Below are 23,418 nucleotides of genomic sequence, written 5' to 3'. Positions count from 1 at the left end.
CATGTCGCTACGGTTTGCCATTGATGTGATCCCGGAAGAGGATGGGAAAGGGTATTATGTGGTTGTTCCTGCCCTGCCGGGCTGTTTTTCCCAAGGCAGGACGGTGGAAGAGGCGATGCAAAACGCCAAAAAGGCGATTGCCCTCCATGTTCAAGCCCTTAAAAGACAGGGCGAACTTGTTCCCACACGGGAAAGGACCTTTCATACGGTTATTGAGATTGCCGCTTGAGCCCTCGTCTTCCCCGCATTACGGCCAAAGAACTTATAAAATTACTGAAGAGTCATGGCTTTGTCTGGCATAGTTCCAAAGGATCACACCAACATTTCATTGGCCCCGGCTTGTTGAAGGCCATTCTCAAACAGGCGGGGTTGGAGTGGGGGGAATAATTCCTGGTTGATTGCCGGTTCCTGTCGAGATAGTGATACTCCGATGAATCCCAAGGAACGATTCTTGAACGCCTGTCGGCGGGAGCCGGTGGACCGGCCACCGGTCTGGATGATGCGGCAGGCGGGGCGGTACCTGCCGGAATACCGGGCGATCCGGGAGAAACAGTCGACCCTCCAGATGATGAAGAATCCTTTGGTCGCCTGCGAGATTACCCTCCAGCCGGTCCGGCGGCTCGGGGTCGATGCCGCCATCCTTTATAGCGACATATTGATCGTTCCGGAGGGGATGGGGCTGAAGCTCGATTTTGTCCGGGGGGAAGGCCCCACCTTTGAAGAGCCGTTTCGCGCCGAAGAGGACTTGAAGAGACTTGAAAAGTCGGTTTTCACCCGATGTCGTTTTGTGGGGGAGACGATTCGATTGATCAAAAAAAATATTCCCGCCAATTTTCCGCTCTTGGGTTTTGCCGGGGCGCCGTTTACGGTCGGGACCTACATGGTGGGTGGCGAAGGGGCCCATCATGGTGAAAGGTTGAAAAAGATGGCCGATGAAGAGCCGCTCTTATTTCAGGCGCTGATGGCAAAGGTCACGGAGGGGACGATTGATTACCTGCTCGGTCAGGTCGAGGCAGGGGTGGATGCAATCCAGTTGTTCGATACCTGGGCCGGTTCGCTTTCTCCCGATGAGTACTCTCGCCTGGCACTGCCGTACGAACAAAAAATCCTCAAGGCGGTTCGGGGCGAAAAACTCCCGACGATCCTCTATATTAAAGGAGGGGGACCTCTTTTTTCACGGATGGTCGGCAGTGGCGCCGACGTCTTGGGGATTGATTGGAAGATGAGTTTGACCGAGGCCCGTCGGCTGTCAGCAGGAAGGGTGGCGATTCAAGGGAATCTGGACCCGGCGGTCCTTCTGAAACCGGTTTCAGAAATTGAGACGGCGGTTGAAAAAATGATCGGGGAGTGGGGCCAAGGCCCGGGGTATATCGTTAACCTTGGCCATGGGATCAGGCCGGACGCCCCGGTTGCGCATGCTCAGGCGTTTATCGACGCGGCGAAGAAATTTGGGCCGAGGACGGTTTGATGAAACAAAACTTGACCGATCTGTTAAAAAAATACGACGTTCCGGGGCCGCGGTACACCAGTTACCCGACCGTCCCAGCCTGGACCACTGCCGTCGGGGTGGATGATTATCAGAAAGGTTTGAACGGTTTGAGATCGGGCGAACCTTTGTCACTCTACTTTCATATCCCCTTTTGCGAAAACCTTTGCCACTTCTGCGGCTGTCTCACACTGATTACGAAGAAGCATGATCGTTCGAAGGATTATGTTGATCTCTTGTGTGAAGAGGTAGAACGGGTGACCGCCTTGATCCCTGAGGGGGCGAGAGAGGTGACGCAGTTCCACTTTGGTGGCGGGAGTCCCAATTTCCTTCAGCCTGAGGAATTGAGTCAGGTGGTTCAGGTCGTCCGTAAGAGGTTTCAGCTGTCACCGGGGGCGGAGGTGGCGATTGAAATGCACCCGCGCACCAGCACACAGGCCTTTTGTGATGTCTTGAGGGATTTAGGGTTTAACCGGATCTCGCTCGGTGTGCAGGATCTGGACCCCAAGGTGCAAAAGCTGATCAACCGGAATCAGACCTATGAGATGACGGCGGAGATGGTGACCTATCTTCGAAAACTGGGGTTCGAGTCATTCAACATTGACCTGATCTACGGCCTTCCAGGTCAGTCGATGGAGGGGTGGCAAAAGACGCTGTCACAGGTGGTTGGCCTCCGTCCGGACCGGCTGGCGGTCTACAGCTATGCCCATGTCCCTTGGGTCCGACCGGTCCAGCGTTCCTTTAAAGACAGTGACATCCCGCCGCCCGAGATGAAACTCGCGCTCTTTGAAGAGGCGTATCAAACCTTGACCAATAGCGGTTACCGCCTGATCGGGATGGATCACTTTGCGTTGGAGGAGGATGAACTCTGCCGTGCGCTGGAAGAGGGGACGATCCACCGGAACTTCATGGGGTATTCCACGCGGGCTGACGCCCACCAGATCGGCTTTGGGATGAGCGCCATTTCTTATGTAGGAGGCAACTATTTTCAAAACAACAAAGAGTTGATTCCTTATACAAAGGTTGTTCACGAGGATAAACGGCTGGCGACCTTCCGTGGTTCCCTGCTGAATCAGGATGACCGAATCCGACGCGACCTGATCCGACGGATCATGTGTCAGGGGAAAATTATTTTTAAGGAATTTGAGTCCCAGTGGGGCCTCCGGTTCGGCGATTATTTTGCGGAGGAGCTCCCGGCCCTCAGGACCTTTACTGACGATGGTCTCCTGGTGATCGACGAGGAAGCCATCCAGGTGGAAGGGGAGGGGTTCCTTTTCCTCCGGAACATGGCGATGGTCTTTGACCGTTATCTGCTGGGAATCCAGCAGAAGGCCTTTAATCCTGTTTTTTCAAGGACGGTGTAAAATGGGTTATCTCTGGATCAAGGCGTTTCATATCATCTTTGTGGTGACCTGGTTTGCCGGTCTCTTTTACATCTTTCGTCTCTTTGTCTATCATGTCAAAAACCATCAGGAGCCGGGCATGGCTGCCTCCTTCGGTCTCATGGAAAAGAAACTGTTGGCGATCGTCATTCATCCCTCTTCATTTCTCGTCCTTTTTTTCGGTTTTTGGCTTATCTGGAAAAACCCGGCCGTTATGGCGCAGGGGTGGTTTCGCCTGAAGATGGTACTGGTTATCTTTCTAATCACCTACCAGCTCATGGCGAGCATGACCCACAAGCGTTTCCTGCAGGGGGATTATTTTCTCTCGGAGGCGGCCTGCCGGATTATTAACGAGGTGCCATCGGTCATCCTGATTCTCACGGTGATTCTGGCGATTGTGAAACCGTTCAGTGGAACACTGTTCAGTGGCACACTGTTATGACAGGAATCTTGCTGGTCAATCTGGGGACACCGAGTGCGCCGACAACGAAGGCGGTTCGGCGCTACCTGAAACAGTTTCTTTCCGACCCCCGGGTGATTGATATTAACCCGATCCTTCGGTTTGGCCTGGTCCGCTTTCTCATTTTACCATTTCGATCCCCGCGATCGGCACGGCAGTACCAGAAGGTCTGGACCGCTGAAGGTTCCCCCTTGTTGTGCCGGACCGAGGCCTTGCGGAAGGCGGTTGCTGAAAACCTGGGAGAGGATTACGTTGTGGAAATAGGGATGCGGTATGGCACCCCTTCGATCGAATCCGGGTTGAAGAAATTGATGGAGAAGAAGGTTTCTTGCCTGAAGGTCCTTCCGCTTTTTCCCCAGCAGGCCTCTTCTTCCACCGGTTCCGCGATTGAAGAGTTTTTTCGGGTTGCCGGAAGGCTCCGGCAGATCCCGCCGGTCCAGATCTTGCCGCCATTCTACGATTGTGAAGGGTTCCTCGATAGTTTTGCGGAGATCGGCCGCCCTCTGGTCGAAAAGGCAAGGCCCGATCATATCCTTTTTAGCTTTCATGGACTCCCGGAGAGGCATATCGCCAAGGGGGACCCTTACCAGATGCAGGCCCTTTTTACCGCCCGGGCGATAGCCCGTCGACTGGGCCTCGCCGAGGGGAGCTACAGCGTAACCTTTCAGTCCCGTTTGGGGCGAACCCCCTGGATCAGGCCGTATACCGATCGGACCCTTCTGGATCTGGTCCGGCAGGGGAAGAAACGGTTTTTAGTCTTTTGCCCCTCCTTTGTGGCCGATTGCCTGGAAACCTTGGAAGAGATTGCGATCCGGAATCGCGAGGCGGTCCTGGCCGCCGGCGGCGAGGAGGTTATCTTAGTCCCTTCCCTCAATACCCACCCCCGCTGGGTGGAGACGGTTTGTGATCTAGTAAGATAGTGGTTATTCAGCCGCCGGGAACCGTTTCAGAAGATTGGGGGCGAGGCCCCCCTCAGAGGGTAGTTTTTCATGTCCCCATCGGCTCCCGTTATGGGTCAGGATCAGGATGGAAGGGAACCCTTCCACTCTGTAGTCCCCGACGACAAATTCGTTGGGTTTCAGAAAGGAGACTTCCGGGTGCAGAAATGCCTGGAATGGGAATTCGACCCCGATAAACTGGACCATTCCGGCCAATCCCCGGGCTGCCTCGGTAATAGCCGGCTTCTGTTCTTGGCAGTGGGAACAGTGGCGTGCCCAGACGAAGAGGGCGACAGGTTTTGCTTTATCCATTTTTCCCAATTGTTCCTCAAATGCCCTCTTGCCGAGGACACTGACAAACGGCGCCGGGAGATTGACCGATTCCTCAAGCGGTGTCCCGCCATCAGTCCCGGTTACTTGAGTTGGAGCCTTGCCCCTTTCTGCCGGTCGTGCACAATCGCCGGCATCGGGGGCTCTCTCCTCGGCACACCCCCATACCGACCTGGCAGTTCCCGCCCCCGGAGGCCCCTTTCTTTCATGTCTCGCAATAGCTTCCACCGCCTTCATGTCCACACCATAACCGTCGGCCTTTCTCAATTTCTCCAGGACGGCAGGGTCAAAGGTCCACCCTGGGTGACGCTCGGCAACCTGGAGAAACCGATTGAGCCCTTCTCTTCCCCCGTTGCTCCAATTGTCTTTGATGGATCCCTTCAAACTCTCCCATTCAGAAAAGGTGAGAATATCATCCTTCTCCATCGCCTCTTCGAGCCGTCCCTGAATAACGGTGCTCTCATCATCCGCTTGGGCTAGCAAGACCGGTTGCGGTTTTGGAGCGACAGGGCCTTTGGGGCCGGAACTAGGGGGGGTAGCCATAAGGAACCTCCTTTAATCTTAAGAATAGTATACCTGAATTAAAAGAGGTGTTAAATAGGCAAAATCTCGCGGGCCGCCTGGAGGAGTTTTTTGACCTTTTCCGGTTCATCCGCCTCCGCGTAGAGCCGGAGGAGCGGTTCGGTCCCGGAGGGACGGACCAGGAGCCAGCTTCCATTGGCCAGTGTGTATTTACAGCCGTCCACCTGATTGGTGTTGGCAACCTTCTGGCCGGCCAGGGTCTCGATCTTTTTTGTGGGAAGTTTTGTCCGGACCTTTTCGACCTCTGTCTCGCTTAAGTGCAGATCGTTTCTTTCAAAAAAGTGGGGTCCGACCTCCTGATGAAGTTCACGGATCAGTTCGCCAAGACGTCTTTCGTGATGGGCCATGATCTCGAGGAGCAGAAGGCCGGAGAGCAGGCCGTCTCTTTCATAGAGGTGCTGGCAAATGGCGATCCCGCCTGATTCCTCTCCCCCCATCAGCGGTTTTTCGACCTCGAGGAATTTTTTGCAGATATGTTTGAAACCGATGGCGGTTTCATGGAGCGGAAGCTGGTATTTCCGGCAAAGCTGTTCAATCATCCCTGTCGTTGAAACCGTTTTGACGATACCTCCCTTCCAGCCTCGGACTTCAACAAGGTGCCTCAAGATCAGCGCGAAGATATGGTGGGAGTCGACGAACCGGCCGGTTTCGTCAACCGCCCCAATCCGGTCGGCATCGCCATCGGTCGCCAGGCCGACATCCAGTTTTTTGTCACGGACGGTCTGGATCAACTCTTTTAGATTTTTCTCGATCGGTTCCGGATTCAAACCGCCAAAGGAAGGATTTTCCTCCTGATGGATTTCGGCCAAGTCTTGCTTCAATACCTTGGAGAGAAAACCGGTCCCTGCCCCATAGAGGGGGTCAAAGCCGATCTTCCAGTGGCTTTTTTGGATCTTTTCAAGGGCCACAAACTGTTGCAGGGCGGTAACATAGTCGTTGCCAGGGTCAAAACCGGTGAGGAGCCTCTTTTTTCCGGCCTCTTCCAGATCAAGCATTGAAGGAGACCTCCCCTTTTTTTCGTTCTCTTCGATCTTTGTCTCTACCGCCATCGTTGACTCGGGGGAGGCGGCGCCGCCGTACGACTCCTTGAATTTTACCCCATTCCAGATAGCCGGATTGTGGCTCGCCGTGATTATGACGCCGGCCGTTCCCTTTTTGTCTTTGGTCAGCCAGGCGATGGTAGGGGTGGGGCAAAAGGAGGAGGAGCGTTCTACGAGGAGACTGTTCGCGGTCAGGACAGAGGCGATCGTATTGGCGAACTCCGGCGACTGGAACCGGCGGTCATACCCAAGGATGATGTTGCCGGCCCGTTTTGGGAAAACCCTGTTTTCCTGGACAAGGTCGGCGAACGCCTGGGCGACGCGGGCGACATTTTCAAAGGTAAAATCCCGCCCGATAATCCCGCGCCAGCCGTCAGTTCCAAATTTAATAGACATGTTGGACCATTTCAACCGCCATTCGGATTGCCGCAATCATACTTTGCGGACTGGCTATCCCCCGCCCGGCAATATCAAAGGCGGTACCGTGGTCCGGGCTGGTCCGAATGATCGGAAGCCCCAGAATTATATTCACCCCCTCCTCGAAGTGCAACAGTTTTAGAGGGATCAACCCCTGGTCGTGATACATCGCAATCACCGCATCAAAGCGGCCGTTGGCCGCTTTATGAAAGAGGGAATCAGCCGACAACGGCCCGGCCACGTTTATTTTCTGGCGACACGCCTTGAGGACTGCCGGCTGGATAATTTTTTTCTCTTCCGGGCCAAAGATCCCCCCCTCACCGGCATGCGGGTTCAACCCGGCAACGGCTAATTTTGGTTTCTTGATCCCGAAGTATTTTTTTAGCCAGTTGTTGGTCAGTTCGATTGTCTCAAAAATATTTTTCTCTGTTAAAAGTTTCGGAACTTTGGCCAATGGTTCGTGAATAGTGACGAGGCTTACCTTCAACTGAGGTCCTGACATCATCATCACCACTTTTTTGGTCCCGGTCAGTTCGGCGAGTAGCTCGGTATGGCCGGGGTAGTGGTAACCGGCCTTGTTCAGGTTTGCCTTGCTGATCGGCCCGGTGACGATCGCCGCGATTTTCCTTTGCATCGCCGCCCGCACCGCCTGCCGGATGTAGAGGTGAGACAACCGGCCGCATTCTTTATCGGAAAGGGTTTTTGTCTTCTTCCAGTCAAAAAATTCAGAAGGACCAAAAAGAACCGGCTCACAAATTTTTCGAATCTCCCGTGAGGCAAGCGCCTTTTGAACCACCTCCGGCCCGATCCCCTTCGGGTCCCCCATCGTGATGCCGATCTGTGGTTTTTTCATTGGATAATATCAATGTAGGTCTTTTGGCGGATCTCCTGGAGGTATCTTTTCAGTTCGTCCTGCCCGCGTCTTTCATAGAGGTTCATCTTGGCCTCATTGCTGGTAAGGCGGGGGTTGGCCTTCTGGTATTTTTCAACCTCTTCCTCGGAGACCTTGATCCGCGGGTAAATCACCTGTCCCAAAAACTTCATTTTTTTGACATTCTGGCTGATCTGCTTCTTGTATTGTTCATAGGAAACCCCCTTCTTGGCCAGTTCAGTCTTGAGTGCCTCAGGGGTTGTCTTGTTCTGCGCCAGGATACTGCCGATCGCCTGTGACAGTTCTTCAGAACTGACCGCAATCTGAAGGCTTTTGATCTCGTTCTGGATCAGTTTTTCATCGACCAATTCTTCCAGGATCTCGCCACGGGTCTTTTTTTCCTTGTTGTTCTTGTAGAAAATATCAACGTCGGACGAAGTGATGATTTCGTCCCCGACGATGGCGACAACCTTGTCCACCACCTCGGCTCGGACGAGGAAGGAGGGAAGGGTGCCTAGAACGATCAATAAAAAGGAGAGAAACCTCACTTTCATAACGAATCAGCCTCCGGATGCAGGACCACCGGCACATTTTTCCTCAAGTCGGCCAAGAGTTGCTCCATCAACTTTTTTTCCTTTTCCTCAAGAAGTTTTTCAATGATTGCCTTCTTGGCTTCTTCCAAGGTTGGCTGTTGCGGCCGTCTTTTCTCAACGACCTTAAAGACATGAAAACCATACTCTGAAGGAATCACGGGGCTGACCTCTCCCACAGGGAGTTTGAAACAGGTCTCCTCAAATACCTTTGGAAAAGAGCCGCGCGAAAAAAATCCGAGATCTCCCCCCTTGTCACGATCCGGGCTTTCCGAATACTGTTGGGCGAGCGCCACAAAATTCTCTCCTTTTTTAATCAAGGCCAGGATCTTTTCCGCCTTTTCCCTGGAAGAGACGGTAATCTGCCGGGCCCTGACCTGTTCCGGAACAGCTAACTCGGACCGGCGTTCATGGAAGGCCCGTTGTACCTCATCTTCCGAGATCCTGAGTTTGGGTCTTATCTCCTTGGAGAGCCATTTGGCAAGGATCAATTTCCCCCTTTGACGTTCACGCCAGAGGGAAAGCGAAATTTTGGGGGAGCGGGGTCCCGACTCTTTTAATTTTTCACTCCATTCCTTGTTCGAGATCGTGACCCCTTGACGTTTGGCCTCGCCGAGCAGGAGTTTTTCATCGATGAGTGCCTGAAGGAGCTGTTTTTTGAGAGAGGGTTGTGTTTCGGCGCCGGACTCCTCCTGAATCAGCAAAAATTCAGGGAGGGTTATTTTTTGGTCTCCGATTTCAGCAAGGGCCGGCCCTTCCTTATTCCGGGAACAACCAAATAAACTGAGAAGAGTCAGCGCCAAGAGAGATTTTTTAAAAAAAGACATAGACCCTTTCGTTAACACGTAGCCAGGAGTTGCTTCAAGAATTTTTTGGCCTCTTGAAGGATGGCTGCAGGAGAATCCAGTGGTTTTCTGTAGAAGAGTTGTGATTCGGCAGGGCGAATCGCCCTGAATTGATACTTTTTGGGTTCCTTTTGGATCAGCAGGAGGAGTCTTTCTGGCGAAAGGGGGGTGGTTGGGTCAAAAGAAAAGGCAAATTTGGTCTTGTCGTATCGGATCTCCTTGATCCTTAGTTTCTTGGCAAGGGTCTTGAGTTCACTCAACATCAGGAAGAACTCTGCCTCTTGGGGAAGGCGCCCGAAGCGATCAGCCATCTCATCGGCAATCGTCGAAATCTCCCCTTCATCACCGGCACTCGAAAGTCTCCGGTAGAGGTCGAGACGGAGCGGGGGGTCAGGGATGTAATCATCAGGAAGAAAGGCCGGGATCGGGAAATGCATTTCGGGATCGATTTCTTCTAAAACCTGTTCCCCCTTTATTTCCTGCACCGCCTTTTCGAGGAGTTCGGTGTAGAGATCATATCCCAGCGCCGCCATCTGGCCTGACTGGGCCGTCCCGAAGAGATTCCCGGCGCCGCGGATCTCCAGATCGTACGAGGCCATCCGGAAGCCGGAACCGAGCTCAGAAAATTTTTGGAGGATCTTGAGCCTCTTTCGCGCCTCGGGCGTTAACTCTTCCGCCTCCGGGAGCAAGAGGTAGCAATAAGCCCGGTGGGCCCCCCGTCCGACCCGTCCGCGAAGCTGGTAGATTTGCGCCAGACCGAGGCGGTCCGCATGGTCCATCAAAATGGTATTGGCATTCGGGATATCAATTCCCGATTCGATGATGGTGGTGCAAAGGAGGATATCAAATTCGTGGTGGGAAAAGCGGAGCATCGCCTCTTCCAGTTTTTCCTCATCCATCTCCCCATGGGCGATCTCAATCCGGACCTCCGGTAAAAGGTGGGAGATTCTCTTGCGAACCGTCTCAATGGACTGGATCCGGTTGTGGACGAAGAAAACCTGCCCCTTTCTCCGGAGTTCCCGGAGCAACGCCTCCTTGATGATCGCCTCGCTGAAGGGGGCGACGAAGGTCCGGATGGCGAGCCGGTCGACCGGCGGCGTTTCGATGATGCTGATCGGCCGTATTCCCACCATCGACATGTAAAGGGTTCTTGGGATCGGTGTGGCTGAAAGAGAAAGGAGATCAATATCTTTTTTGAGCTTCTTCAACCTTTCCTTCGCGGCGACCCCAAAACGGTGTTCTTCATCGATCACCAGCAGGGCCAGATTTTTAAACGAGACATCCGGTTGAAGCAGGCGGTGTGTGCCGATCAGGATGTCGATCTTTCCCTCAGCGGTTTCTTGCAGGATCTTTTTCTGTTCCTGAGGAGACCGGAAACGGGAGATCATTTCAATCTGTACCGGGTACTCCTTAAAACGCTCCTTAAAGTTTTCCCAATGCTGGAAGGCCAAGACCGTTGTGGGGACCAGGATTGCGACCTGTTTAGAGTCCTGCACTGCCTTGAAGGCGGCCCGCATCGCGACCTCTGTCTTGCCATAGCCGACGTCTCCCAGAATCAGGCGGTCCATCGGTTTTTCGTTTTCCATGTCGGAGAGGACCTCCTGAATTGCCCGGAGCTGGTCCGGTGTCTCTTCAAAAGGGAAGCTCGCCTCAAACGCCTCGTACAACTCGTCAGGAGGGGAGAAGGCAAACCCCTTGCCGACCGAACGGGCGGCGTGGGTATTGAGGAGCTCCCCGGCGATCGCCTGGATCGCTTTTTTCGCCTTCTCCTTTGTCTTGGCCCACGATTTACTCCCCAAGGTGTCGAGCCTCGGCGGCGGGCCGTCACCCGAGACATACCGTTGAACCTGACTGAGCCGGTAGACCGGGAGGTAAAGTTTGTCCCCCTTGTCGTATTCAATGATGAGAAAGTCACCGGCGATACCGGCAATCTTCATCGGGGTGAGCCCCTTATAAAGACCGATCCCATGATCCCGATGGACGATCGGCGCTCCTTCTTTCAGTTCAGCGAATGAGGAAAAGAAATCAGAGGAGGGTTTCTCGGTCGGCTTTTTGATCTTGGAACCAAAGATCTCCTCTTCGGTGATGAGGACCAGTTTTTCTGCCGGAAACTGGAATCCCCCCGAGAGCTCGCCACTCTTCAGTTCAATCGGGAAGAGGTTGGGAAAGTAGGGGGTGAACAGGTCTCGGAACCGTTTTCCTTGAGCCTCTGTCCCGGCGACGAAGAGGACCCGTTCGGTGAGCGAGAGTTCACCGAACTTTTTAGCAAGAGGGGCCAGTGGCAGTTCTCTCTTTCTATCGTGAGGGATCCGGTTTTTGAAGTCGCTATTGTCTCTCATCCCGAGCGAGATCGTTTGAGACCGTTCGTCCAGGATCTCCAGAGGCTCGATTGGAACCGGCCTCAACCGGGCGATCTGTTGTCCCAGGGCTTCTTCTGTCAGGGCGATTTCGGTGGGAAGAAGCGTCCCTTCCTTTCTTTCGGAGGATTCATAAGCCCTCTTGAGGTCTTCCCAAAACTCCTTCAAGTGATCATTGATCCTTTCCGGATCATCGAGGATCACCAAAGGGTCATCGGGGAGGTAATCAAAGAAACTGGACCTCTTTTCTGAAAGTGATTCCTCATCAACGAGTCCCTCCTTCGGTGGAACCAAAGTGATTTCCGGCAAGGGTCTCGTCGATTTTTGGGACTCGGTTTCGAAGAGACGGATCGATTCAACCTGATCCCCAAAAAACTCCAGTCGGACAGGGTTATCATACAGAGGGGTGAAGAGGTCCACGACCCCTCCGCGAACGGCAAAGGTCCCGCGGCGGGTGACGAGCGTTTCCCGTTCATACCCCCAGTCGGCCATCGTTTCGATCAGGAGGTCTCGCGGGGTTTCTTCCCCCGTTTTGAGGGAGAGCTGTTTTTTCTGGAGCGATTCTCGCGGCGGCAGGTAAAGCGGGAGGGCGGTGATCGGGGCGATCAAGACAAGATTTTCCCGTTTTTGAAGTGCCTGCAAGGCCCGGAGGCGGGCCGCCATCAGTTCCGGGTGAGGGGCGATCCCAAAGTAGGGGAGGGTGTCACGGGCCGGAAAAGGATAAACCTCCCCCTTGCCGGGAGGGTTGAGGAAGAAGCCCAAATCGTTTTCAATCGACGAGGCCTCTTTGCCGCTCGGGGTGATCCAGAGGATTGTCCTTTTCACCTCACGGACCAGTTGTGCGAGCAGATACCCCTTGCCCGCACCGACCACCCCGGTGATCTTGACCGGGTCCCTCCCGTTTTGTATCGCCTCAAAGAGCTGACAGAACGGATTGTGTAAATCCAACCGGCCCCTTATATAAGGTAGGGATCGGTTTAGCAACACAGAGTGTTAGCAACAAAACAGGTGCCTTTGACCGATAATTTGATTATAATTGTAAAATACTATGGCTGTTGATCCTCCCACAAAACCACCGATCTCTCCTTCTCTCTCTCCTGAGGTTAAACCGGCTGGACCTCACGAGGGGGTACCTGCCGCGCCCGTTTCTACAATTCCTGCCGTGAGGATCCAGGATGCCTACCGGCCGACGTTGCCGCGCAGTGTTATTCAGGCCATGCAACGGTTTATTTCCCGACAAGACCGAGGTGGAAATATTGTCGATCTGATCAAACAGAATTTGCCGAAGGGTGATTCACCCAAGGGGGCTTCGACCCCGGAGGCGAAGACCACCTATTCCGTGAAAGAAGGAAAGTTGGTGGCGGTGAACCCGGGGAAGATCCAGAAAGAGGTGAAAGAGGGGGGGGAGAAAGGGGAGGGGCGGGAGCTCTCCTCCTTCGAAAAGATCTTTGTCGCTCGGTTCACCAAGGGGTTGTCGCTGGGGGAAGAGCAACCGTCCGGCCGTCTGGTTTTTGGGAAAAAATCGCAAACGGAATGGTCCACCTTCTTTGAAAAAATGAGCCCCTTTGCCTTTGAAAAAACGGCGACGCTGGAGGGTATTAAGGAGATGATTTTTCGCGGCCTCTTCGGGCAGAGCGTTGTCTCCGATCTCCTGATGACGAGCGGCAAGATGGATAAATTTGCCCGTCTGCTGATGACCTCTGAGGGGATGACGACAACGCTCGCCAATCTCACTCCGGGTGAGGCGATCGCCCCAGGTCTGGTCACGACCGGCAGTGAGGTCACCTACACCGCCCTCTCCCACAAGCCGGTCAAACCGGAGCCGGCCGATCTTGCGGCGCGGGGTGTTGCCCAGGCCAGGGAGCAGATGAATAGTTTCTTAAATATTTCGTCTCAGGCGCAAAATTTGGCCCTGAGGGATCTCAATCTTCAGGAAAAGTATGGACCGGAGAGAACACGGGACCAGGGAGAGATCGTTGGGACTGGAGAACCGCTTCGCAAAAAAGGGGGGCTGTTGTCCGCCCTCTTTGGGCGAAAGAAAAAGAAAGGTTTTGGTTTAGGGGACGACGAAGAGAGTGGCGTTCCCTTTTTTGTCCCCTGGTTTTTGGGACCGGCGAAAAGACGGGATCGCACCATGCCGGGCAAGCCACGATGGTTTATTATCCTGACCTACCTGACCGCGATCGCCGCATTTCTTCTGGCGATCACCTTTGCCTTAAAATTTCTTCTCTAGCCAACCATCGAAGGGCCCAACTGTTTTCCACCAAGGATATGGAGGTGGAGGTGAAAGACCGACTGCCCCCCTTGGGGATTTGTGTTGAAGACGGTCCGGTAACCCGGTTCCGCAATCTTGAACTGGCGCGAGAGTTTTTGAGCAACGGAAAAGATATGGGAGATGAGCGACAGTTCCTTTTCGGAAAGTTCGTTTAGGCCCGTGACATGTTTTTTGGGGATGACGAGCAGGTGGACCGGTGCCTGGGGGAATTTGTCCTTGATCGCGACGACCGTCTCATCCTCATGCACCAACGGCACCGGGATTTTTTTTGCGGCAATCTGGCAGAAAATACAGTCAGCGGTCATTTTTTATAAGTTTGTTTCGGGTCGAATATTTTTTTACCAACGACCTTGATTGTTCCCTTTTCCACTTTTCGAAAAAAACAGCTCCGGTACCCTTCGTGGCAGGCGGCGACCTTCTGGTCCACCTTGATCAGCAGACAGTCCCCATCGCAATCGTAAAAAATTTCTTTCACCTGCTGGGTATGACCGGACTCCTCCCCCTTGACCCACAGTTTTTTGCGCGAACGGGAATAGAAGGTGACGTAAGGGCCGGCAACTGTTTTTTCGAGCGCCTCCCGGTTCATGAAGGCGAACATCAGCACCTCTCCGTTTCCGGCATCTTGAATAATCGCCGCCACAAGGCCTTGATCGTCAAATTTGATTTCCGAGGGAATCATGATTTGTGGGGGGCCACGCAGGCCGCCCCTACATCATTTTTCTACAATTTCAACCGACTGAATCTTGTCGCCGACCGCAATTTTTTTCACGACATCCATGCCGGAGGTTGTCTGGCCGAAGACGGTGTACTGGTTATCCAGAAACGGGGTTGGTGCAAGGGTGATATAAAACTGGCTTCCGGAAGAATCACGCTTCGGGTTGACCTCATCCCCCAGACGCGCCCAGGCCAGGGCCCCTTCAACATGTTTGTGGGGATTCCCTTGAATCTCCGCCTTGACGGTATAGCCGGGCCCGCCGCTTCCATTCCCTTGCGGGTCGCCCCCTTGGATCACAAAATTAGGAACCACCCGGTGAAAGGTGAGGCCGTTGTAGAATCCCCCCTTGGCGAGCTGGATAAAATTGGTGACGGAGAGCGGCGCCTCCTTGGCAAAAAGGTCCAGCTTGATCTCCCCCTTCGCGGTGTGGATCACGGCGGAATATTTTTTGCCTCCGTTGACTGTCGGTTGTGTCGGTGCGGAGAACTTCTTGGTTTGGGCCTCGGTCATGGTCCACGCTCCTGTGAGGGTTAAGAGAACGGCGATTGTTAGGATGAGGTTTTTCATGTCGGCCCTTGTAGCATATTGTTAAGGAAGGGGCAAGAGGGTGAGGTAAATTGTTAAAAAGTGGCTCGTGGTGCCGGCCAGGACAAAAAGATGCCAGATTTCATGAAACCCGAACCGGCCGGGCCAGGGGTTCGGTTTTTCCAGATAGAAAAAGAGGGAACCGACCATGAAAAAGAGCCCCCCCAAGGCCAAACCGATCAGTCCTCTCCACCCTATTTCACGGATGATTGCCGGGAAGAGCGGGACGGAAAGCCACCCCATGATCGTGTAGTAGACCACCAAAAACCACTTGGGGATGTTGGGGCGGGTCGCCTTCAGGATAATCCCGATAAAGGCGGCGACCCAAACGGTGGTGAGGAGAATCCAGCCGGTTCTGTTGCGGAGCAGGATCAGGCAAAAGGGGGTAAAGGTCCCGGCGATCAGGATGAAGATGGCGTAGTAGTCGAACTCTCGCAGGAGGTATTCCACTTTTTCACTCGAATCAATCCCGTGGTGGAGACTGCTCCAGACAAAAAGGTTCAAGAGACCGAAGCCGTAGAAGGTAAACCCAAGAAGGTGCCAGACCTTGCCGGCCATCAAGGCCGGGACGATGAGGAGGGCGCACCCCAAGATAGAAAGAAGAGAACCGGTCAGCGAAATAAGTGTCGCCGCCACCTCGTCGGTGACATGCCGACTCCCATCCTTGCTCAATTTTCTCTCTAGGAGGGGGCGGGTCAAAAATCCCATGAGTGAGAGGTAGTATAAGGCGATAAAATTAGCAACTCGCACTTCGGCCTGCCGAAGAACTCCGAACGACGGAGGTTCCTATGGCAGATGGTGGAACGACACCGGCAAAACCGGCCCCGAAGCTCTATTGCAATCAATACCTGCAACCGGGGGGAAGGGTTGAAATCGAACAGGATTGTACCCTTCCAGCGGGGAATAAGCCTCCGCAGGATATGTACGCCCTGCTCAAGCAGGCGGTGGAACAGAACCGTCTCCGCAAGTTTCAAAAATGGGCCTTTAGTGATTATCCGGTCTTGGCCTTTGAGGACCCGGCACTTGTCAGTCGTGCCAAAACCAAAGGGCATGAATCGGAGAGCTGGATTATTGTCTCTGTGGAAAAGATGGAAGATGGTTCAGAGGCCGTCTTTATGAGTTACTACTACTCAGGGAGTAGCCGGACCTGGGTGATGGACCCGGAACTTCTAAATCCTCTTCAGGAAGCGCTCAAGACTGCCCGGAAGACACTATTGGGGAAAGAGTAGCCCCTTCAGTAGTCAGTCGGACGGATTTCGCAGAATTTTGGTTTCCAGCCTTCAACAAGACTTAGATAGCAGATGGCTGAAAGAATACGGAGATACAGGGGAGGAGTCCTTTTTGGTTTTTCTTCAGCCACCGGTTCAAAGGTGGGGGTGATGGCTGGGCCGAGGTTCCTGCCGGCCAAAATCCTGTTCAGTTCCGCCAAGGCCTCTCTTCCGGTGGGGGCAACGGCACATTCTGTCTTCGATATCCAAAGGTTTGGCGAAGGGACTCCTCCGAAGATGTCTGTGTATTCTTGATATGTTTGACAAGCCTTAACCGGCATGATGCCGGGATTCTCGTCTTGAATTTGGAAGAGTTGCCTTGATTTTTCCCTTCACCAACGCCTCTTTCTGGGCGCGGGTCCAGGTTTTGAGCTGGGCCTCCCGTTTCATGGCGGCTGATCGGGTCGGGTGGGTCTCAGAATAGAGGAGTTTCTTAAAGCCGAAGGCCCGTACGAACTTGGAACCCTTGCCGCTCCGGTGTTCCCCCATCCGTCTTTTTAGATTGGTTGTATAACCAATGTAATAGTGACCGTTGGGGGAACCACCCTTGGACGCTTCGAGGATGTAAACGAAGTAGCGGGTCACGGCCAGTTTTTTAGATGCGGACAGGGACTTTTCTTCCCGCAAGGTATTTTTTGGTATCGGCAACGGTATATTGTTTTTCGTGAAAGATCGAGGCGGCCAGCACTGCATCCGCCTTGCCTTTGACAAACCCTTCGTAGAGGTGTTCCAAGGTGCCGACGCCACCGGAGGCGATGATCGGGATGCCGACCGCTTCACTCACGGCACGGGTCAGTTCCAGATCGTACCCTTCTTTGGTCCCGTCGCGGTCCATGCTGGTCAGCAAGATTTCCCCGGCGCCGAATTCTGCCATCTTTTTGGACCATTCCAACGCATCCAGACCGGTCGGCCTTCGGCCGCCGTGGGTGTACACTTCCCACTTAGACGAGCGGGTGGCGAAGGTCGGGCGCCCGGCCGAGCGGAACGGGTGAGCACGGCTGGGCGGAACCTGAGACAGGACCCGCTCACTCGTGGCGACTTGTTTCGCGTCAATCGCCACCACAAGGCACTGGCTCCCGAACTTTCGGCAGGCCTCGCGCACAAATTCCGGGTTTTCCACGGCGGCCGTATTGATCGAGACCTTGTCGGCGCCGGCATTCAAAAGATCACGGATATTTTGCAAGGTTCGAATACCCCCGCCGACCGTTAAAGGCATAAAAACCTTCTCCGCGGTTTTTTGAACGACATGCAGAATAATGTTTCTCTTTTCGTGAGAGGCGGTGATATCGAGAAACACCAATTCATCCGCCCCTTGGCGGTCATACTCCTCGGCCACGGCGACCGGATCCCCGGCGTCGCGAAGATTTAGGAATTTTGTCCCTTTCACAACACGCCCTTCTTTGACATCCAGGCAGGGGATGATCCGTTTGGTCAGCAAATTTTCAAAGCCTCCTTTAGATCAATTTTTCCTTCGTACAACGCCTTCCCCAAAATCGCTCCTTCGATGCCAATCTCTTTCAATCGTTTCAAATCCTCCAGTGAAGAAATCCCTCCGGAGGCGATGATTTCAATCCCGACCGCCTCCCTCATTTTTTCCAGGGCCTCAAAATTGGGGCCGCTCATCATCCCGTCCCGTTGGATATCGGTGTAAATAATCTGTGTCGCCCCGACCTCTTCGCAATGCTGGGCGAGGGCGATGGCTGTCTGGTCGGAGGTTTCCCGCCAACCTTTCACCGCGACCTTTCCCTCTTTGGCGTCAATCCCGACGGCGACACGATCCGGATACCCTTCGCACAAAACCTGAATCAGGTCCGGGTCTTCAATCGCGGCCGTTCCGATGACAATTCTTCCGGCCCCGAGGGTCAGGTAAATCTCTGCGATCTCTTCGTTCCGAATCCCTCCACCGATCTGTACCGGGACAGAGACCGACTGGAGGATCGCCTCGAGGAATGAGGTATTCTTCGGTTCCCCGGAGAGGGCCCCATCCAGATCGACGACATGAAGCCATTCGGCCCCGGCGGCGACCCATTTTCGAGCCGCCTCGAGTGGGTTGTCAAAATAGACCTTGACCTTTGCAAACTCCCCTTGGGTGAGCCGAACTGCCTTGCCCTCTTTGATATCAATAGCGGGATAAAGGATCACGAGATCATTATAAATTTTTTGGGCCGACTGACAAGGGGTGATTCACCCAAGGTGATTCACCCAAGGTCCTATTAGGGAGGGGAGTTGTAACGCGTCGCATCCTTCAAATAACAATAAATTATTTCTTATTAAGTTTAATTATACATCTTTTAATACTATTAATGATCTTGACAAATCGCTTTTTGATGATTATCTACTCAACGCGTCATTTTTTAGGCAACTGATTTCAACGAATTAACGATAAATGAGGTTGTTAAGGATCAGTATAACGCACAATGTTAAGAAAGAGGTCACGAACCGTATGAGTCCATTCAGGATCAAATCAGGGGTCTTGGTCAGTCGGGTGTCATCCCCTCAGGAGAAATCGGTTGGGGCGCTCTATAACAGCTTTCTCTCCGGCAAAGGGGCGCTCATGATGGAGGGTTTTATACTTTGCCTGTTGCGAAGGCTTCGAGCAATTTAAGGCCTGCCGCCTGACTTTTCTCCGGGTGAAACTGGCAGGCGAAGAGGTTGTCTTTGGCAACGCTCGAGACAAACTCCCCGCCATAGTGAGTGGTTGTGGCAATCACCGATTTTTCTTTTGGAACAACAACGTAAGAATGAACGAAATAAAAATCTGTCCCGTCCTTGATATTTTTTAAAAGAGCATTTTCTTTTTTCTTCTTGATCTGATTCCACCCCATATGAGGAATTTTGAGTGTTGCCGGAAGGCTTAAGCGGACCACTTTTCCTTTGAGGATCCCTAGTCCCTCGTGCCGGCCAAACTCTTCTCCCTCTTCAAACAGGAGTTGAAGCCCCAGACAGACCCCCAAAAAAGGGCGGCCACTGGCAATAAACTCCTTAAGCGGTTCGATCAGGGAAAATTTCTTGAGGTTTGCCATGCAGTCGGCAAAGGCGCCGACCCCCGGCAGTACCAGCCGGTCCGCTGTTTTAATTTTTTTGGGATCCCTGGTGATCTCAACCGTGGCCCTGACCGTTTCCAGCGCCTTGGCAACGCTTCTCAAATTCCCCATGCCGTAATCGACAACGGCGATCATCTACAAACGACCCTTTGTGGAGGCAACTCCCTTGATTCGAGAATCTTTTTGCACCGCTTGTCGGGTAGCACGAGACCAGGCCTTGAAGATCCCTTCAACGATATGGTGTTTGATCCGTCCATACGGAACATTGATATGCAGGTTGACCTGCGCGGTATTGATAAATGCCTCGAAAAAGTGTTCCACCAGTTCCAGATCGAAAGTTTTAATCTTTCCCTTTCGGATCGGGACATTGTAAACAAAGGCCGGCCGTCCTGAAAAATCAATGGTGACAGAGGCCAGGGTCTCATCCATCGGCAACGTGAAAAAGCCGTACCGGGAGATCCCTTTCTTGTCTCCCAATCCCTTCTTGAACGCCTCGCCAAGGACGATCCCGATATCTTCGACCAGGTGGTGGTCATCCACATGGGTGTCGCCGGTCGCCTTGAGTTTAAGGTCAAAGAGACCATGCTTGGTAAAGAGTTCCAGCATATGATTTAAAAAGGGGATCGGCGTTCGGATCGAGTAGCTCCCCTTGCCGTCGAGGTTCAATTCAAGGACAATCGAGGTTTCTTTGGTCTTTCGAGAGACGTTGACTTTTCTCATCGAGATCTCACTCTGACAGATTCGGCGTGACCCGTCAATCCCTCGACGAGGGCCAATTTTTCAATCATCGGTGTGATCTTGGCCAACCCTTGGGCGGAGGCCTCAATCAGGCTGGACGATTTTAAAAAATCACCGACCCCCAATGGTGATGAAAATCGGGCAGTGGCGGCGGTTGGCAGGACATGGTTCGGCCCGGCGGCGTAGTCCCCCAAAGCGACGGGGGAATAGTGGCCCAGAAAAATGGCGCCGGCGTTTTTCACAAGCGGCAAAATTTTTCGGGGGGACCGGGTCATCAAGACCAGATGTTCGGGGGCCAACCGGTTTGCCTTTTCGCAGGCCTCTTTCAGATTTTTCACCCGAAGACAGCGCCCATGATTTTCAAAGGAGGCCTCCAGGATCTTTTTTCGCGGCGACCGGGGGACGGATCGTTCTACTTCCCTTTTTACATTCCGGATCAGCGTTGAAGAGGGGGAGATTAAAATCGCCCTCGCCTCCGGGTCATGTTCCGCCTGACTGATGAGGTCAGAGGCGACCCAGTCGGCGCGGGCCGATTCGTCGGCGATGATGACGACCTCCGTCGGTCCGGCGATCATGTCAATCCCCACCTGACCAAAGACCAGTCTTTTGGCCGTCGCCACAAAAATGTTTCCGGGGCCGACAATCTTGTCCACCTTTGGGATCGATTGCGTTCCAAAGGCTAAGGCCGCCACCGCTTGAGCCCCTCCGATCTTGAAGAGGCGATCGACGCCGGCAAGTTCTGCGGCGATGAGGGTGTAGGGATTAACGACTCCGCCTGGCCAGGGAGAGGCCATGATCAGCTCGTTGACTCCGGCCACCTTGGCGGGGATGCTATTCATCAGGACCGTCGAAGGGTAGGTGGCCCGTCCACCAGGGACGTAGATACCAACTCGGCTGATCGGTTCGCACTTTTGGCCGATACGGATTCCCTCAAGGGTATAACCCCACTGTTTTTTGAAAAGGACTGATTTTTGGTGCTCGTGGAAATGGCGGATCCGTTTGGCCGCTTTTTTTAAGGCCTGTACGATGACAGGGTCGGCTTTTCGCCAAGCCTCCCTCCGTTCCTTGCCAGTGACTTCGAGATGGTGAGATTTTGGGAGCCTGTCAAAACGCCGTGTGTAGCCGATAAGGGCCTTGTCCCCCTCTTTTTGGACCCTGGAAAGGATCTGGAGGACTATTTTTGTAACGGACCGGTTAATATTTCACCTTTACTCGTTTGAGTTTTGCTCCGAGTTTGCGGAGTTTCTTTTCAATCTTTTCGTAACCACGGTCGATATGATAGACACGGTGAATCTCGGTGATCCCATCGGCGGTGAGTCCGGCGAGGATCAAGGCGGCTGAGGCGCGGAGGTCGGAGGCCATGACCGGGGCGCCGGAGAGTTTCTTGGTGCCGCTGACGATCGCTGTCTTTCCCTCGATCTTGATATTGGCCCCCATCCGGATCATTTCCAGGGCATGCATGAAACGGTTTTCAAAAATTGTTTCTGTGATGGTTGAATTCCCTTCGGCAACCGTCATGCAGGCCATAAACTGCGCCTGAAAATCAGTGGCGAAACCGGGAAAGGGGGCGGTAGTGATATCGGCCGCCTTCAGTTTCTTGGGTCCCTCGACCCGGAGCCCTTCCTTTTCCTGTCGGATCTTGACACCCGTCTCGGTCAGTTTGGCGATGAGTGATTCCAGGTCGGAGGAGTGAGTGTTTTCGATCAGAATATTTCCCCCCGTAATGGCGGAGGCCATCATGAATGTGGCCGCTTCGACCCGATCAGGGATGACGGTATGTTCTACACCTCTCAACTCGGGCACCCCTTCAATCCGGATTGTTTTTGTCCCGGCCCCGTCGATTCGAGCTCCCATCTTGATCAACGCATGAGCCAGATCGACCACCTCCGGTTCCTGAGCGGCGTTCTCCAAAATTGTTTCTCCGTCGGCAAGGGTGGCGGCCATCATCAGGTTTTCGGTCCCGGTGACGGTGACGGTATCAAAATTGACCCTTGCCCCATGCAGTTTTTTGGCGGTGGCATTGACGTATCCCCCTTCAATTTCTATCTTTGCCCCCATCTGTTCGAGTCCTTTCAGGTGGAGGTTAATCGGGCGCGCCCCGATGGCACAACCGCCCGGCAGGGAGACCTTGGCCTTGCCGAGACGGGAGAGCAGGGGGCCAAGAGCCAGAACGGAGGCCCTCATCGTCCGGACCAGTTCGTAAGGGGCCTCGTGGCTGTGAAAACCATTGGCGGTTACACAAAAGTCGCCGGTATGATTGATCCAGCCATTTTTTAATTTCATCCCGAAGAATTCCAGGAGTTGGGTTGTGGTTTGGATATCCCGGAGATTGGGGATGTTGTGAAAGGTATTCCAGCCTTCAGTGAGGATGGAGGCAAACAGGATCGGCAGGGCGGAATTCTTGGCCCCGCTGATTTTAACTTTGCCCTTTAGGGGGCGCTCTCCTTTAATAACAATCTTGTCCATCAGCCGTTCTTTATATAAAATTTACCGTTTGGCAATCAGGATCCTATCGATTCCCTGATAGTCCTTTAGAAAGGTCATTTTTGAAAAAGACCAATTCTGTTGTTCCCTTTGAAGGGACTCCTTTTGTTTTTCTCCAATCTCAAGGATGAGAACTCCTTCCGGTTTTAGATAAGAAGCGGCCTTGGCAAGGATCCTGCGGATTATCGCCAGGCCGTCTCTCCCGCCGAGCAGGGCCTCTCTCGGTTCGTAATCCCGAACCTCCGGTTGGAGTCCGGCAAACTCGGTCTCGGCGATGTAAGGGGGGTTAGAAATAATGAGATCATATAAAGGTGTAGGGGCGGGACTTGTCCCGCCCTTTCTTGTAGGAAACAGGTCGGTCTTGATCCATTCAATCTGATTTTCCACCCTGTTCCTCCGAGCATTTCCTCGGGCCAGTTCCAACGCCTTTGCGGAGATGTCGGTTGCTGTGATCTTAGATCTCGGAAGATTTTTGGCGAGGGCAATGGCGATGCAACCGGAGCCGGTGCCTATGTCGAGAATTCGCCAGGCAGGGGATGGATTGGATGGTAGCTCTCGCAGGCCCGATTCACAAAAGCCTTCTGGTTTTAATCGGGCCGAGAGTGCAGATAACGATTTTGCGGCGTCTGAGCAAAATCGATTATCGGTACCAGACAGTCCATCCCCTGCCTGTTGCAATGCCTTTTCCACCAACAGCTCAGTCTCCGGCCTTGGAATCAGCACATCCGGTGTCACCTTTATTTTGAGTCCCCAGAATTCCGTCTCCCCCAGAATGTATTGGAGTGGTTCCCGTTCAGCACGGCGCGCAATCAGCTCTTTAAATCGGGCAAGATTTTTTTCTGAAACTTTTTTATCGTGGCTGGTATAGAGATCGATCCTCCCAATCTCTAACACGGCGGCCAGGAGGAGTTCGGCATCCAGGCGGGGATTCGGGATCCCCTTTTTTTCAAAGTAGGGGGTTGTTTCTTGGAGGAGTGAAAGGATGGTCCACTGGGGGGGTGTCTCAGGCAC

At 53.5% G+C, this 23,418-nt stretch carries 27 protein-coding genes; 9 read left to right on the top strand and 18 right to left on the bottom strand.

The features are described 5' to 3' along the window. Position 1 precedes the first annotated feature (1 nt). The 6 genes from HYS22_03815 to hemH are packed head-to-tail and all read left to right on the top strand — an operon-like array spanning position 2 to position 4,248. Entirely contained in the window at positions 2 to 229 is a 228-nt protein-coding gene (locus HYS22_03815) for a type II toxin-antitoxin system HicB family antitoxin (GenBank protein ID MBI1909275.1), read from the top strand. Next, positions 226 to 387, top strand: coding sequence for a type II toxin-antitoxin system HicA family toxin (locus tag HYS22_03810; GenBank protein ID MBI1909274.1), 162 nt, complete (start codon positions 226 to 228; stop codon positions 385 to 387). The genes HYS22_03815 and HYS22_03810 overlap by 4 nt, the downstream gene beginning before the upstream one ends. Before the next feature lie 43 nt (positions 388 to 430). Next, positions 431 to 1,468 carry a uroporphyrinogen decarboxylase gene (gene hemE, locus HYS22_03805; protein MBI1909273.1) on the top strand — a complete coding sequence of 346 codons (1,038 nt, stop codon included), beginning with the start codon at positions 431 to 433 and terminating at the stop codon, positions 1,466 to 1,468. After that, positions 1,468 to 2,850 carry an oxygen-independent coproporphyrinogen III oxidase gene (hemN, locus tag HYS22_03800; protein ID MBI1909272.1) on the top strand — a complete coding sequence of 461 codons (1,383 nt, stop codon included), beginning with the start codon at positions 1,468 to 1,470 and terminating at the stop codon, positions 2,848 to 2,850. The genes hemE and hemN overlap by 1 nt, the downstream gene beginning before the upstream one ends. 1 nt (position 2,851) lies before the next feature. Then, positions 2,852 to 3,310, top strand: a complete 459-nt coding sequence (locus tag HYS22_03795) for a CopD family protein (GenBank protein ID MBI1909271.1) — start codon at positions 2,852 to 2,854, stop codon at positions 3,308 to 3,310. Next, complete coding sequence (gene hemH, locus HYS22_03790; GenBank protein ID MBI1909270.1) at positions 3,307 to 4,248, top strand: ferrochelatase; 942 nt, start codon at positions 3,307 to 3,309, stop codon at positions 4,246 to 4,248. The genes HYS22_03795 and hemH overlap by 4 nt, the downstream gene beginning before the upstream one ends. Positions 4,249 to 4,251: 3 nt before the next feature. Here the strand turns inward: hemH and HYS22_03785 are convergent, their stop codons facing one another. From HYS22_03785 to mfd, 6 genes are read right to left on the bottom strand one after another with little or no spacing between them, the layout of a single operon-like run. Beyond that, positions 4,252 to 5,139 (bottom strand): hypothetical protein, encoded by an 888-nt coding sequence (locus tag HYS22_03785; GenBank protein ID MBI1909269.1) that lies wholly within the window; start codon positions 5,137 to 5,139, stop codon positions 4,252 to 4,254. A 50-nt stretch (positions 5,140 to 5,189) separates the two neighbouring features. Beyond that, positions 5,190 to 6,614, bottom strand: coding sequence for a phosphoglucomutase/phosphomannomutase family protein (locus HYS22_03780; protein ID MBI1909268.1), 1,425 nt, complete (start codon positions 6,612 to 6,614; stop codon positions 5,190 to 5,192). Beyond that, positions 6,604 to 7,488 carry a 4-hydroxythreonine-4-phosphate dehydrogenase PdxA gene (gene pdxA / locus HYS22_03775; GenBank protein ID MBI1909267.1) on the bottom strand — a complete coding sequence of 295 codons (885 nt, stop codon included), beginning with the start codon at positions 7,486 to 7,488 and terminating at the stop codon, positions 6,604 to 6,606. The genes HYS22_03780 and pdxA overlap by 11 nt, the downstream gene beginning before the upstream one ends. After that, positions 7,485 to 8,060 carry a SurA N-terminal domain-containing protein gene (locus HYS22_03770; protein MBI1909266.1) on the bottom strand — a complete coding sequence of 192 codons (576 nt, stop codon included), beginning with the start codon at positions 8,058 to 8,060 and terminating at the stop codon, positions 7,485 to 7,487. The genes pdxA and HYS22_03770 overlap by 4 nt, the downstream gene beginning before the upstream one ends. Then, positions 8,057 to 8,923, bottom strand: a complete 867-nt coding sequence (locus tag HYS22_03765; GenBank protein MBI1909265.1) for a peptidylprolyl isomerase — start codon at positions 8,921 to 8,923, stop codon at positions 8,057 to 8,059. Before HYS22_03765 ends, HYS22_03770 begins: the two co-directional genes overlap by 4 nt. 11 nt (positions 8,924 to 8,934) lie before the next feature. Next, positions 8,935 to 12,246: a transcription-repair coupling factor gene (gene mfd, locus HYS22_03760; GenBank protein MBI1909264.1), complete on the bottom strand. Its 3,312-nt coding sequence runs from the start codon at positions 12,244 to 12,246 to the stop codon at positions 8,935 to 8,937. A gap of 100 nt (positions 12,247 to 12,346) precedes the next feature. Here mfd and HYS22_03755 point away from each other — a divergent pair, with 100 nt between their 5' ends. Then, the gene (locus HYS22_03755; GenBank protein MBI1909263.1) at positions 12,347 to 13,531 is read left to right on the top strand and encodes a hypothetical protein; all 1,185 of its coding nucleotides are present in this window, start codon (positions 12,347 to 12,349) and stop codon (positions 13,529 to 13,531) included. Here the strand turns inward: HYS22_03755 and HYS22_03750 are convergent. From HYS22_03750 to HYS22_03735, 4 genes are all read right to left on the bottom strand, one after another. Next, entirely contained in the window at positions 13,528 to 13,878 is a 351-nt protein-coding gene (locus HYS22_03750) for a histidine triad nucleotide-binding protein (protein MBI1909262.1), read from the bottom strand. The two genes, HYS22_03755 and HYS22_03750, sit on opposite strands and share 4 nt — an antisense overlap. After that, positions 13,875 to 14,252, bottom strand: coding sequence for a phosphoribosyl-AMP cyclohydrolase (gene hisI, locus HYS22_03745; protein ID MBI1909261.1), 378 nt, complete (start codon positions 14,250 to 14,252; stop codon positions 13,875 to 13,877). The genes HYS22_03750 and hisI overlap by 4 nt, the downstream gene beginning before the upstream one ends. A gap of 33 nt (positions 14,253 to 14,285) precedes the next feature. Continuing rightward, positions 14,286 to 14,798 (bottom strand): peptidylprolyl isomerase, encoded by a 513-nt coding sequence (locus tag HYS22_03740; GenBank protein MBI1909260.1) that lies wholly within the window; start codon positions 14,796 to 14,798, stop codon positions 14,286 to 14,288. A gap of 78 nt (positions 14,799 to 14,876) precedes the next feature. Continuing rightward, entirely contained in the window at positions 14,877 to 15,581 is a 705-nt protein-coding gene (locus tag HYS22_03735; protein MBI1909259.1) for a hemolysin III family protein, read from the bottom strand. Between the two features lie 80 nt (positions 15,582 to 15,661). Between HYS22_03735 and HYS22_03730 the strand changes: the two genes are divergently transcribed. Then, entirely contained in the window at positions 15,662 to 16,102 is a 441-nt protein-coding gene (locus HYS22_03730) for a hypothetical protein (GenBank protein MBI1909258.1), read from the top strand. 72 nt (positions 16,103 to 16,174) lie between these two features. Beyond that, the gene (locus HYS22_03725) at positions 16,175 to 16,396 is read left to right on the top strand and encodes a hypothetical protein (GenBank protein ID MBI1909257.1); all 222 of its coding nucleotides are present in this window, start codon (positions 16,175 to 16,177) and stop codon (positions 16,394 to 16,396) included. A 15-nt stretch (positions 16,397 to 16,411) separates the two neighbouring features. On the opposite strand, the gene HYS22_03720 is transcribed toward HYS22_03725, so the two are convergent. The 8 genes from HYS22_03720 to HYS22_03685 form a co-directional block, all read right to left on the bottom strand. Continuing rightward, positions 16,412 to 16,834 (bottom strand): GIY-YIG nuclease family protein, encoded by a 423-nt coding sequence (locus tag HYS22_03720; GenBank protein ID MBI1909256.1) that lies wholly within the window; start codon positions 16,832 to 16,834, stop codon positions 16,412 to 16,414. Then, positions 16,737 to 17,579 carry an imidazole glycerol phosphate synthase subunit HisF gene (gene hisF / locus HYS22_03715; GenBank protein ID MBI1909255.1) on the bottom strand — a complete coding sequence of 281 codons (843 nt, stop codon included), beginning with the start codon at positions 17,577 to 17,579 and terminating at the stop codon, positions 16,737 to 16,739. Before hisF ends, HYS22_03720 begins: the two co-directional genes overlap by 98 nt. Further along, a complete protein-coding gene (gene hisA / locus HYS22_03710) occupies positions 17,573 to 18,283 on the bottom strand; it encodes a 1-(5-phosphoribosyl)-5-[(5-phosphoribosylamino)methylideneamino]imidazole-4-carboxamide isomerase (GenBank protein ID MBI1909254.1) in 711 nt (236 codons plus the stop codon). Before hisA ends, hisF begins: the two co-directional genes overlap by 7 nt. A gap of 425 nt (positions 18,284 to 18,708) precedes the next feature. Continuing rightward, positions 18,709 to 19,320, bottom strand: a complete 612-nt coding sequence (gene hisH / locus HYS22_03705) for an imidazole glycerol phosphate synthase subunit HisH (protein ID MBI1909253.1) — start codon at positions 19,318 to 19,320, stop codon at positions 18,709 to 18,711. Beyond that, positions 19,321 to 19,905 (bottom strand): imidazoleglycerol-phosphate dehydratase HisB, encoded by a 585-nt coding sequence (hisB, locus tag HYS22_03700; protein MBI1909252.1) that lies wholly within the window; start codon positions 19,903 to 19,905, stop codon positions 19,321 to 19,323. After that, complete coding sequence (gene hisD, locus HYS22_03695) at positions 19,902 to 21,122, bottom strand: histidinol dehydrogenase (GenBank protein ID MBI1909251.1); 1,221 nt, start codon at positions 21,120 to 21,122, stop codon at positions 19,902 to 19,904. The genes hisB and hisD overlap by 4 nt, the downstream gene beginning before the upstream one ends. Beyond that, positions 21,118 to 22,389, bottom strand: a complete 1,272-nt coding sequence (gene murA / locus HYS22_03690) for a UDP-N-acetylglucosamine 1-carboxyvinyltransferase (GenBank protein MBI1909250.1) — start codon at positions 22,387 to 22,389, stop codon at positions 21,118 to 21,120. The genes hisD and murA overlap by 5 nt, the downstream gene beginning before the upstream one ends. 21 nt (positions 22,390 to 22,410) lie before the next feature. After that, the gene (locus HYS22_03685; GenBank protein MBI1909249.1) at positions 22,411 to 23,418 is read right to left on the bottom strand and encodes a peptide chain release factor N(5)-glutamine methyltransferase; all 1,008 of its coding nucleotides are present in this window, start codon (positions 23,416 to 23,418) and stop codon (positions 22,411 to 22,413) included.

Source organism: Deltaproteobacteria bacterium (genome assembly GCA_016177765.1).
GTDB lineage: Bacteria > UBA10199 > UBA10199 > JACPAL01 > JACOUP01 > JACOUP01.
Note: the sequence above shows the minus strand (reverse complement) of the source record. Positions and strands in the feature narration are given on the sequence as shown.